The sequence below is a fragment of the Nostoc mirabile CHAB5784 genome (assembly GCF_020829645.1).
Classification (GTDB): Bacteria; Cyanobacteriota; Cyanobacteriia; order Cyanobacteriales; family Nostocaceae; genus Nostoc; species Nostoc mirabile.
Genome location: NZ_JAIVFS010000015.1, coordinates 22,151 through 35,273, shown reverse-complemented (window position 1 = coordinate 35,273; position 13,123 = coordinate 22,151). Strand labels below are relative to the sequence as shown.

Genomic DNA, 13,123 nt, shown 5'->3' with positions numbered 1-13,123 from the left:
TGTATAAAAACATTTACAATAAATAATAAATTAAAACAAACGTATTTGTTGATGGAGTTGATATATAAAAAATGCAGATAAATAGCCAGACTCCAGAGTATAAGCAAAATATTCCGTTAAATACTTTAACTCACATCATCGGCACTCAAATTCTAGAGGCATGTAATGACACTCAAGTAGTTGATCACGATCTGTGCATCCATCAGATGTTTGAGATGCAAGTAGAGCGATCGCCTTATGCAATTGCTGTAGTATTTGAAGATATACAACTTACTTATCAGCAGTTAAATAAGCGGGCGAATCAACTAGCGCACTACCTACGTACTTTGGGAGTTGGGCCTGAAGTACTTGTGGGCATTTGCCTGGAGCGCTCCTTGGAGATGATCGTAGGAATACTGGGTATTCTCAAAGCTGGAGGTGCTTATGTGCCTTTAGATCCGGCATATCCCCCAGAGCGTTTAGCCTTCATCTTATCAGATACCCAGATACCAGTGTTATTAACGCAAGAGAAATTGGTCAAGAACCTACCACCGCATCAGACGCAAGTGGTTTGTCTAGACTCAAACTGGCAAGGTAACACCCAAAACAATCAAGAAAATCCTGTAAATCAAACGATGGCTGATAACCTCATCTACGTAATCTACACATCTGGTTCTACAGGACAACCCAAGGGTGTAATGATCCCTCATCGTGGTATCTGCAATCAACTATACTGGCGGCAAACAACCTTTAGATTAACTCCAGCAGATAAAGTTTTACTGACTATTTCTTTTAGCTTTGACCCCTCAGTGTGGCAAATATTCTGGCCATTGTGCTTTGGGGGGCAATTGATCCTGGCTCGCCCTGGTGGACAGCAAGATACTGCTTACCTTGTGAAGGCGATTATTGAGCAGCAAATCACTGTCTTGGCCTTAGTACCTTCTATACTGCGTGTCTTACTGGAAGAGAAGGGAATTGAGAATTGTCGATTTCTCAGGCATATTACCTGCGGTGGTGAAGCTTTACCTAGCGAACTCATAGACCACTTCTTTGCCCAACTGAATTTGGACAATGTTTTCCATAATTGCTATGGCCCCACAGAAGCTTCTATTGATGCCACCTTCTGGACTTGTCAGCGCGGCACTAGTTATACCATTGCTCCCATTGGTCGCCCTATTGCTAATGCAGAGATTTACATCCTTGATGAAAATTTGCAGCCTGTGCCTGTTGGTGAATCAGGTGAACTGCACATTGGCGGCATTGGTCTAGCGCGAGGCTATCTTAACCGTCCTGAATTAACCACAGAGAAGTTCATTTTCAACCCTTTTAGCTCTGAAGTTGGGGCACGTCTTTACAAAACTGGGGATTTGGCACGTTTTCTACCAGACGGTAATATCGAGTTCCTTAGTCGGATTGACCACCAAGTGAAAATTCGTGGCTTCCGAATTGAATTAGGAGAAATTGAAGCGATATTAGGACAACATCCGTCACTAACACAGACTCTAGTCATAGCTAGAGAGGATGTTCCTGGTAACAAGCAACTAGTAGCCTATATTGTTGCCAACCCAGAGCAAATTCCTAGTCAGGTTGAATTGCGTCGCTTTTTGCAAGGTCGGTTGCCTGAATATATGGTGCCTGCCTCTTTTGTATTTTTAGACACCTTGCCATTAAACCCCAACGGCAAAATAGACCGCTACGCTTTACCTGCACTGCATACATCTGATCTTGTGTCAACTAACTTTGTCCCACCCCAAAATGCTACAGAAGAGGTCTTAGCTAACATCTGGGTAAAAGTTTTGCGTTTGGAACAAGTAGGCATTCACAACAATTTTTTTGAATTGGGAGGCCATTCACTGCTGGCGACTCAAGTCATGTCTAGGGTTCGCCAAGCCTTTCAGATAGAAATGCCGTTGCAAATCTTATTTGAAAATCCAACGATCGCTAGTTTAGCTCAAGCGATAGCTCAAACCCAGATTCAAGAAAATGATCCCCACAACCAGATTATTTCCCCAATAGCCAACCGGGAGTCAATCCCTTTATCCTTTGCCCAGCAGCGAGTGTGGTTTTTGGAGCAGTTGGAACCTAACAGCCCAGCTTATATCATCTCCAATGCACTGCGCTTAACGGGCGAGTTCAACACGAGTATATTGCAACAGGCACTAGATGCGATCGTTATTCATCACGAGGCACTGCGAACAAACTTTATTACATCGCCGGATGGTAGCCCCATACAAGTTATTCGTAAGCCTCGGCCAGTTGAACTCAAGATAATTAAAGTAACCCAGGAGCAGGTACAATCTCTCCTAAATCAAGAGGCGCAACGCCCCTTCAACTTAGAATCTGACTTAATGCTGCGAGCTAGCTTGCTCCAGATAGACGAACAGGAGCAGATACTTTTGTTAGTGATGCACCACATCGCTTCAGATGGCTGGTCAATGGGCATTCTCTGGCAGCAGTTAGCATCCCTTTATGAAGCCTTATTGAGCGGTAAGCCTTCTCCCCTGGCAAAATTACCCATTCAGTATGCCGATTTTGCTGTTTGGCAGCACCAATGCCTATCGGGTGAAGTCCTCTCCAGCCAAATAAACTACTGGAAAACCCAGTTAGCAGGTGCTAATACTGTACTGGAATTGCCTACCGACCGGCCACGTCCACCAGTGCAAACTTACCAGGGGGCGGCCGAATCCCTCATGCTACCGCAGACTCTGAGTGCATCGCTTCTAGAACTCTCGCGTCAGGAAGGTGTCACCCTATTCATGACCTTGCTGGCAGCCTTTGGGACAATCTTGCACCGCTACACTGGGCAAGAAGATATTCTCATCGGTTCTCCCATTGCTGGACGTAACCGTTCTGAAATTGAAGGGTTAATCGGATTTTTTATTAATACTGTCGTTTTACGGGCTGATTTTTCCGGCAGCCCCAGTTTTCGTTCAGTGCTGAGTCGAGTTCGCCAGATGGCATTAGGTGCTTATGCCCATCAAGACATGCCCTTCGAGAAACTGGTAGAAGAACTGCAACCAAAGCGAGATACCAGCCGTAACCCACTGTTTCAAGTGTGGTTTAATATGCTCAACTTAAGAGATATCCAACTGGAACTACCTGGGGTGGCTGTAGAACCAATCTCGATGTTAGAAACAGCTTCCAAATTCGACTTAACTTTGTATGTAACAGAAAAAAACCAGGGAATCCAACTTGATTTAGTCTACAACACTGATCTGTTTACTTCAGAGCGGATGATGGAAATGCTGCATCAATTCCATCATTTGTTGAATCAAATTGTTGCTGCAACGGAATGCCAGATTAGTTTGTATTCTCTTGTCACACTAGAAGCCCGAACTTTGCTACCAGAAGCAAGGGCGGTTTTGCCAGAACCGAGGTACGAATTAGTAACAACAATGTTTACCTCTTGGGTAAATGGCACCCCAGAACATTCGGCACTTCGTCAAGGATATCGCACTTGGAACTATGGCGAATTGGGCAAAAGCGCTCAAGCTTTAGCACGGGTGATGTTGTCTCACGGAGTGGAACGGGGAGATGTTGTAGCCGTGTTCGGGACACGAAGCTTTGCACTGATTTCGAGTATGAACGCTGTACTTTTGAGTGGCGGTGTTCTACTGACTCTCGATCCGAAACTTCCCAGCGATACCTTTAGTGGGCTATGCCAACGCCACCAGATCATGTTAAAGGAAGCTAAAGCTAAATATATATTATATATTGATAGTCAGTATCCAGAAGATGAAGAAATATACAAATCTTTAATTATTATACGTGTAAACCCAGACACAGGAGAAGCGATAAATTCACCCCAAAATAGCAGTAAAGCAATAAAATTGCCTGAAATCGCTGCCGATGATCCAGCTTATATTTTCTTTACTTCTGGCACCACTGGCGTACCTAAAGGGGTGCTGGGATGTCACAAAGGGATGGCGCATTTTCTCAACTGGCAGAGGCAAACATTTGAAATTGGTCAGCAAGACCGGGTTGCCCAATTGACAGGTCTTTCCTTTGATGTAGTTCTCAGAGATATTTTCTTACCTTTGACTAGTGGTGCAACCCTGTGTTTGCCAGAGGAAGGGCATAACCTAGAACCAACTAAAATTCTAAATTACTTGGAACATGAGCAAATTTCTGTGCTGCATACAGTTCCATCGCTGGCGCAATCATGGTTAGCTAATGTGCCGTCAGGAGTCTATCTACGTAACTTACGCTGGTTGTTCTTTGCTGGAGAACCTCTCAAAGAGACACTGGTATATCGGTGGCGCGATGCTTTTCCCGAATCAGGTGAAATTGTCAATCTCTATGGGCCGACAGAGACAACTTTGGCGAAGTGTTATTACAAAATACCTGTTGAGTGTAAACCTGGGGTACAGCCAGTAGGATTGCCGCTTCCTGAAACCCAAGCACTAGTTTTAACACCAAATAACCAACTGTGTGGCATAGGTGAACCAGGCGAGATCGTTATACGAACGCCATTCCGCACTTTGGGTTATATAAATACTCAAGAAGAAAACCGTTCTCGATTTGTCAAAAACCTTTATCGGAATGACGAACGAGATTGGCTTTATTATACAGGCGATCGCGGATGCTATCGTCCAGATGGCTCTCTAGCAATTCTCGGTCGCCGAGATCATCAAGTTAAGATCCGTGGGATACGCATTGAGCCAGGGGAAATTGAGACGGTGTTAGCCCAACACCCAGATGTACTTCAAACTGTAGTAATTGCCCGTGAAGATGTTCCTGGGGATAAACGTTTAGTGGCTTACATTATCCCGAATCAAGACTGGGCATCCACAATTAGTGAGATACGGAGCTTCCTCTTGACAAAGCTCCCACAGTACATGCTCCCTTCGGCTTTCGTCTTGCTAGACACCATGCCTCTAACCCCCAACGGCAAGGTAGACCGCCGCGCCTTACCTGCACCCGACTCATCAAGGCAAGGGTCGGAAGCTACGTTTGTTGCTCCCCGCAATGAGGTGGAACGCCAGTTAACAGAGATTTGGGAACAAACTTTAGGTGTCCAGCCCATTGGCGTCAACGATAACTTCTTTGAGCTAGGAGGGCACTCCATCTTAGCAGTAAAACTGTTTTGGCAGATTGAGAAGACATTTAATAAAAATCTGCCTCTTGCCATTCTCTTCCAGTCAGGAACTGTAGAGGCTCTAGCCAAAATAATTTGTCAAGAAGATTTAGCAGCAAACAAGGCTTTAGTAAATACCTTAGACGAATCAATAACTACTTGGTCATCCTTGGTAGAAATTCAACCCAATGGTTCCAAGCCACCTTTTTTCTGTATTCACGGACTAGGTGGAGAAGTCTTGTGTTTCCGTGAATTGGCACAGCATCTGGGGCCAGACCAACCATTCTACGGACTACAACCACAAGGGTTAGATGGAAAACATCCTTTCCATACACGGGTTGAAGACATGGCAACTCATTACATTCAAGAAATTCAGACCCTTCAACCCAATGGCCCTTATTTTCTGGGAGGTTATTCTTTTGGGGGTGTAGTTGCTTTCGAGATGGCTCGGCAACTCCAAGAGCAAGGCGAACAAGTTGGTATTCTAATTATGCTTGATAGTTGTCGTCGAGGTTATAGCTGGCGGGCGTCATTTCTCAAGCGAGTTTTCTTGCATTTAAATAATATTGTTCAACAAGGGCCAGCCTACCTTTGGCAAAGGGTTGTGAGATGGAGTTATTGGCGTAAGTCTCATCTCCAGAATACATACGACCGTTACTTGGAAGTGGCACTAGATATACCTGTAAGTGACAAGCACTTAAAAATTATAGATGCTAACACTCAAGCCGTTAATGAATATATTTTCCCAGTTTACCCTGGTCGAGCTATCCTCTTGCGAACAGAAGATCAAAATCGGGACGAAGCTATAGGCACACAATACGATCCTCAATTCGGCTGGGGCGAAGTAGTTGCTGGAGGATTAGATATCCATTACGTTCCTGGATCTCACCTTGGCCAACTTAATGAACCGCATGTACAGGTGTTAGCCGAAACATTGAGAAATTGCTTAATCCAAGCGCAGTCTCCAAAGAATTAATCTGACCAAATAAGTCGCGGCGTGCAGAGCAACTAAATTTATTTATGGGGGCAAGCCGCAGGCGAATTTATTCGCCGGGTTTTGGGGCAATACGCTTGGGTTAAGGCTAAAACCCTTTGTGAAATCAAATTTTTTAACGAACCACAGAGGCGCAGAGAACACAGAGAGAAGGAAAAAATGCTTAACTGAACTGTATTGGGTCTTGGGGGTTTCCCCCATGAGCGACTGCCGTGGGAACCCCCGCAACGCGCTGCCTCCCCTCTGCGTTTAAATTTTAACCCTCAAATCGCTACGAATTTACGCAAAGCTGTACTTAGCCTAAACACCAATTGGGAGAATAATAGAGAAATGCTTGCTAATGCTAACTAGGATGAGATAATTATTTTGTGGAACTGGAATACTGGTCGCAGTCCAATAACCAAAAGACCTGACCAATTTAATATGCGATGAATCATGCTAGTGTCACAGATTGAACAGAGGTAGTTATTGTGGCACTGTAGCCTTGAATGGCTGTTGTTTTAGATTTTAAGTTGGTAAGCAATCCACAATTTACTGATGCTATATAGACGATTTGGACGCACAGAATTACAGATGCCAGTGTTTTCCTGCGGTGGCATGAGATATCAGTTCAAATGGGAAGATGTTCCCAATAATGAAATTCCTGCTGATAACCAGGCGAATCTGGAAGCGACTATTAGAAGGGCAGTTGAGGTTGGGATTAATCATATTGAAACTGCTCGTGGTTATGGCACTTCCGAAATGCAATTAGGGAGAATATTGCCCAAGTTTCCCCGCGAAAAATTGATTGTTCAGACCAAAGTCAGCCCAAAGGCAGATGCGAAAGAATTCCGCGAGACATTTGAACAATCATTGCAAAATCTCCAACTAGATTATGTTGACCTTTTAGGGTTGCATGGCATCAATCATGCTGAGTCGTTAAATGACAGCATCCGTCCCGGTGGATGTTTGGAAGTAGCGCAGCAGTTGCAAGCAGAGGGAAAAGTTAGATTTATTGGCTTTTCCACACACGGATCAACAGATATGATTGTGCAGACAATTAATACCAATTTATTTGATTACGTGAATCTGCACTGGTACTACATTAATCAATGGAATTGGGCAGCAATTGAAGCAGCTAAACGCCACGATATGGGGGTATTTATTATTAGCCCATCTGATAAAGGAGGTTTATTATATAAACCACCGCAAAAATTAGTAAGTCTTTGCGCCCCTTTGAGTCCAATGGTGTTTAATGATTTGTTTTGTTTGAGTCATCAAGAGGTGCATACTCTGAGTTTGGGAGCAGCAAAACCAGAAGATTTTGATGAACACCTGAAGACTTTAGAATTAGTAGATCGGGCATCAGAAATTTTACCGCCGATTTTAGCAAGGTTGGAAGAAGAAGCGATCGCTACTTTGGGAGAAGATTGGGTAAAATCCTGGCAGACAAATCTACCAACCTTTGACCAAACCCCTGGTCAGGTAAATATTCGGGTAATTTTGTGGCTGCGAAATCTAGCGATCGCCTATGATCTGGTAGACTACGCTAAAATGCGTTACAACCTGCTTGGTAATGCCAGCCATTGGTTTCCTGGTAACAAAGCTGATCGGCTAAACGAATTAGACTTGCGGCAATGTCTCGCCCGCAATCCCCACGCCGATAAAATCCCTCAAGTTTTGGAACAAACACATCAAATGTTGGCAGGTGAGGCCATCCAACGTCTATCGAAGACTTGACAAATTGTAGGAATGGGGCATGGGGAATGGTGCATGGGAAATAGTAAACAATAATTTTCAATGCCCAATGCCCTATTTCCGATGCCCAATACTAATCAGATTTTGCCGTATCGGGTGATTTACTTCCCTTTGGTACGACTAGCACCTTATCAACGCGGTTACCATCCATATCCATCACTTCAATTCGCATACTTTGCCATTCAAAATGATCTGCTGCGGCAGGAATACGACCTAAATGCGTGATCACAAAACCACCTAAGGTTTGATAACTGCCGCTCTCCTGAGATTTCCACTCTTCCATACCGAAAAGTTCCAAAAACTCCTCTACAGGCAACATCCCATCCAAAAGCCAGGAACCATCTTCGCGTTGCACAGCTTGTGGTTGATCCTGCCCATCTGTTGAAGGAACATCACCCACGATTTCGCTCATAATGTCGTTGAGAGTGACTAATCCTTGAATTACGCCATATTCATCGACTACTAGCGCCATGTGAGTGATGGTTTGCTTAAACAATTCCAAAACTTTCAAACCACGGGTGCTTTCTGGCACGAATACGGGCTGTCGCAATCCCACTGTTAAATCTAGCGGTTCTCCTCGGAAACTCCTGGCTAATAAGTCGGTAACTGGCATAACACCCAGCACATTGTCAAGTCCCCCCTGACAAACTGGATACCGAGAATAGGCACTATCAACCATTTTTTGGCGATTTTCTTCGGCAGAGTCGTCTAAGTCCAGCCAGACAATATCGGGACGGGGTGTCATTAAGTAGCTCACAGGGCGATCGCCTAAACGAAAGACTCGCTCCACCATATCCTGTTCAGCTTCCTCAAAGGTTCCCGCCTCGGTGCCTTGCTCAATTAAAATTTTAATTTCTTCTTCGGTAACTTGCGGCTCGGTAGAAGCTGTAATTCCCAGCACTCGCAGGATCAAATCTGTAGAAGCGCTTAAGAGATAGACTACTGGAGAACCGATCGCCGCCAAGGCTTGCATAGGAATCGCTACAATCGATGCAATCCTTTCTGGGTTGTTTAATGCCAGACGCTTCGGTACCAATTCGCCAACAATGAGTGACAAATAGGTAATAAGCAAAACCACTATTCCGAAAGATAGCGGTTCACTATAAGGTGCTAACAAGGGCATAAGTTTTACATAGATTGCCAATCGGTTGGCAATTGTTGCTCCTCCAAAAGCACCAGTCAGGATACCGATCAGGGAAATACCTACTTGAACAGTTGACAGAAAATGATTTGGAGACTCAGCTAGTTTCAGTGCTGCCTTTGCCTTGACATCTCCTTGATTAGCAAGCTGTTGTAGCCTAACTTTCCGGGCTGAGACAATCGCCATCTCAGACATAGAAAACACACCGTTGGCAATAATTAGCACCAAAATGATTAAAATTTCAAAAGTTATGGAGGACATGTTTAAAATTGCCGCTTATCAGAGCGAACGTAGCTCAATACCTAGTATCTAGTATTAAAGGTGCTTCTATAAATGCTTTTACTGTAGACAAAGTAATAGTTATTTTCACGTTGACTGTTGACTGTTGACTGTTAACCGTCAACCGTCAACCTTTTAAAATAGTTGACATAAACTGCCTCAAAATTTTCTAATCCACAAAGACTCCCACCGCTAGTAGTACTTATGTCATTTTCTTCTATTGTGCGTGCCTTAGCGCGATCGCCGCTCACCACTGAATTTATTTCTAAGTTAAACCGACAACAAGAATTGCGGTTAAATGGCATTCCTCGACTACCCAAGGGTTTAGTGGCTTCGGCATTGGCGCAGGCTACGGGCAAGGATTTGTTTGTGGTTTGTGCCACCCTGGAAGAAGCTGGACGCGTTTACGCACAACTGGAGGCAATGGGATGGCAAACAGTACATTTTTACCCCACCTCCGAGGCTTCTCCCTACGAACCTTTTGACCCGGAAACTGAGATGAGTTGGGGGCAAATGCAGGTATTGGCAGATTTGCTCAAGAGGAGGCAGTGCGGTCTTGGGGTCTCCCCAAGTGGAGCAACTGCCGTTCAAGAGTCATTGGTCATTAGTCATACCCTGCGGGAAGGCGAAGCGCCTATGTCATTAGAAACAAACCAAGAACAAATGACAAAGGACAAAGGACAAAGGACAAATTTGGCAATTGTAGCTACTCAAGGGGCACTGCAACCCCACTTACCACCACCAGAAGCTTTTGGGCAATTCTGTCTTACCTTAAAGCGGGGGATGGAATTAGACTTGAATGCCTTCAGTGAGAAAATAACTATTCTGGGATACGAACGAGTACCTCTGGTGGAAACAGAAGGACAGTGGAGCCGACGGGGCGATATTGTTGATGTGTACCCAGTTTCATCTGAGTTTCCAGTCCGGCTGGAATGGTTTGGTGATGAAATCGAGCAAATGCGGGAATTTGACCCAGCAACCCAACGTTCCGCCCTCGACAAAGTTGATCAGTTAATTCTTACCCCCACTAGCTTTGCTCCCATCGTCATGGCGGCACTGAAGAATAGTGGTGAGTTAGGAGTTATGAGTTATGAGTTAAATTCTGACTCAGAACTTAGCACTGAGAACTCATCACTCTTGGAGGGTAGTCGTCGCTTTTTGGGGTTGGCTTTCGAGCAACCAGCGTCCCTGCTAAACTATTTATCAGAAAATACCCTGATTGCCATTGATGAGCCAGAACAGTGTCATGCTCATAGCGATCGCTGGGTAGAAAATGCCCAGGAACAGTGGGGAATAGGGAATAAGGAGTGGGGAGTGGGGGTAGATTCTTCCCCATTCCCTACTCCCCATTCCCTACTCCCCATTCCCCTAACATTGCCGAAAATTCACCGGTCGTTTGATGAGTGTTTGGCTGACGTTGCCAAATTTAAAACCTTATATTTATCGGAACTGTCAGAAGAAAATGATGGGATTAATCTTGCCAGCCGACCTGTTCCAGTCACGCCGCACCAGTTTGCTAAACTAGCTGAAACCATCCGCCAAGAACGCGATCGCAATTTCTCTATCTGGTTGCTTTCTGCTCAACCTTCCCGTTCTGTCTCGCTGTTGCAAGAACATGACTGTCCGGCTCAGTTTATCCCCAATCCCCGCGACTACCAAGCGATTGATAAGCTGCAAATCAACCATACTCCCATAGCCCTAAAATATTCTGGTCTGGCGGAACTAGAAGGTTTTATTCTGCCGACATATCGAGTGGTAATCGTTACAGATCGGGAATTTTTTGGGCAGCATTCTTTGGCGACTCCCGGCTATATCCGCAAGCGCCACAAAGCTACTTCTAAACAAGTTGATCCCAATAAGCTGCGTCCAGGCGATTATGTGGTTCATAGAAATCATGGTGTTGGCAAATTTGTCAAGCTGGAAAGTTTGACGATTAATAATGAAACCCGTGATTATTTGGTGGTGCAGTATGCTGATGGGTTATTAAGAGTTGCAGCCGATCAAGTAGGTGCTTTATCCCGGTTCCGCGCCGCAGGTGATAAAGCACCGGAACTCAACAGGATGACTGGTAAAGCTTGGGAAAATACCAAGAATAAAGTCCGCAAAGCGATCAAAAAATTGGCAGTGGACTTGTTGAAACTGTATGCAGCGCGATCGCAACAACAAGGTTTCAGCTTCCCAGGTGATATGCCTTGGCAGGAAGAATTGGAAGATTCTTTCCCCTACCAACCCACGACGGATCAACTCAAAGCTGTACAAGATGTGAAACGCGACATGGAAAGCGATCGCCCAATGGATCGCTTAGTTTGTGGCGATGTCGGTTTCGGGAAGACGGAAGTGGCGATTCGTGCTGTTTTTAAAGCAGTCACCGCCGGTAAACAAGTGGCACTCCTTGCGCCAACGACTATTTTAACACAGCAGCATTACCATACACTCAAAGAACGTTTTGCTCCCTACCCAGTAAATGTCGGTTTGCTCAACCGTTTTCGTTCGGCTGAAGAACGCCGCGATATTCAAAAGCGATTGGCAACGGGTGAATTAGATGTAGTAGTTGGTACGCACCAACTTTTAGGTAAAGGCGTGACATTCCGGGATTTAGGACTGTTGGTGGTGGATGAAGAACAGCGATTTGGGGTGAATCAAAAAGAGAAAATTAAAAGCCTGAGAACTCAGGTTGATGTGCTTACCCTCTCCGCCACTCCCATTCCCCGGACTTTGTATATGTCCTTGTCGGGAATTCGGGAAATGAGTTTGATTACCACGCCACCCCCAACCAGACGACCGATTAAAACCCATCTATCACCAATAAATTCCGAAAGTATCCGCACTGCAATTCGGCAAGAATTAGATAGAGGCGGACAGGTATTTTACGTAGTTCCACGAGTAGACGGAATTGAAGAGACAACAGCCAATTTACGAGAAGTGATACCGGGAGCTAGGTTTGTGATCGCTCACGGTCAAATGGATGAAAGCGAGTTAGAATCAACCATGCTCACCTTCAGTAATGGCGATGCAGACATCCTCGTTTGTACGACAATTATTGAATCTGGCTTAGATATTCCGCGAGTCAACACCATTTTGATTGAAGATGCTCATCGCTTTGGATTGGCACAACTGTATCAATTACGCGGTCGTGTGGGACGTGCAGGTATCCAAGCTCATGCTTGGTTATTTTATCCGAAGCAACGGGCATTATCTGATGCCGCACGGCAACGATTACGAGCAATTCAGGAATTTACTCAGTTGGGTTCTGGATATCAGCTAGCGATGCGCGATATGGAAATCAGAGGCGTGGGTAACTTGCTAGGTGCAGAACAATCCGGTCAAATGGATGCCATCGGTTTTGATTTATACATGGAAATGCTAGAAGAAGCAATTCGGGAAATCCGAGGACAAGAAATTCCGCAAGTGGAGGATACCCAGATTGACCTCAACCTGACGGCGTTTATCCCAGCAGATTACATTACCGATTTGGATCAAAAGATGAGTGCATACCGGGCGGTGGCGACAGCTAAATCTAAATCAGAATTAAAGCAGATTGCTGCTGAGTGGAGCGATCGCTATGGTACTTTACCAGTCTCTGCAAATCAACTTTTGCGAGTCATGGAACTCAAACAGCTAGCGAAAAAACTCGGATTTAGCCGCATTAAACCAGAAAACAAGCAGCACGTCGTTTTAGAAACACCAATGGAAGAACCCGCTTGGAATTTATTGGCGGCGAATTTACCAGACAATCTAAAGACGCGCTTTGTCTATTCTCCTGGGAAAGTTACAGTGCGCGGGTTAGGAGTTTTTAAAGCAGATCAACAATTGCAGAATTTGATTGATGCTTTCGGGAAAATGCAAGGTGCGATTCCAGAGGCGGCTATTGTTTGATCAGTAGAAAAAGATTAGTCATCAAGTGAAAACCTATGTC

4 protein-coding genes are annotated in these 13,123 nt (G+C 44.9%); 3 read left to right on the top strand and 1 reads right to left on the bottom strand.

What is annotated here, in order from left to right:
- The first annotated feature begins 71 nt into the window (after positions 1–71).
- Entirely contained in the window at positions 72–6,032 is a 5,961-nt protein-coding gene (locus tag LC653_RS12410) for a non-ribosomal peptide synthetase (protein ID WP_229494763.1), read from the top strand.
- Positions 6,033–6,587: 555 nt separating this feature from the next.
- On the top strand, positions 6,588–7,769 hold the full coding sequence (locus tag LC653_RS12405) for an aldo/keto reductase (protein WP_229494762.1): 1,182 nt from the start codon (positions 6,588–6,590) through the stop codon (positions 7,767–7,769).
- A 91-nt stretch (positions 7,770–7,860) separates the two neighbouring features.
- Here LC653_RS12405 and LC653_RS12400 read toward each other — a convergent pair whose 3' ends face one another.
- Positions 7,861–9,189 (bottom strand): hemolysin family protein, encoded by a 1,329-nt coding sequence (locus LC653_RS12400; RefSeq protein ID WP_229494761.1) that lies wholly within the window; start codon positions 9,187–9,189, stop codon positions 7,861–7,863.
- A 222-nt stretch (positions 9,190–9,411) separates the two neighbouring features.
- Here LC653_RS12400 and mfd point away from each other — a divergent pair, with 222 nt between their 5' ends.
- Complete coding sequence (mfd, locus tag LC653_RS12395; RefSeq protein WP_229494760.1) at positions 9,412–13,083, top strand: transcription-repair coupling factor; 3,672 nt, start codon at positions 9,412–9,414, stop codon at positions 13,081–13,083.
- Positions 13,084–13,123: the final 40 nt, after the last annotated feature.

Excerpts from the sequence above, each read along its gene's own strand:
- LC653_RS12405 (WP_229494762.1), top strand. The coding sequence starts at position 6,588 with ATGCTATATAGACGATTTGGACGCACAGAATTACAGATGCCAGTGTTT.
- LC653_RS12410 (WP_229494763.1), top strand. The coding sequence starts at position 72 with ATGCAGATAAATAGCCAGACTCCAGAGTATAAGCAAAATATTCCGTTA.
- LC653_RS12400 (WP_229494761.1), bottom strand. The coding sequence starts at position 9,189 with ATGTCCTCCATAACTTTTGAAATTTTAATCATTTTGGTGCTAATTATT.
- mfd (WP_229494760.1), top strand. The coding sequence starts at position 9,412 with ATGTCATTTTCTTCTATTGTGCGTGCCTTAGCGCGATCGCCGCTCACC.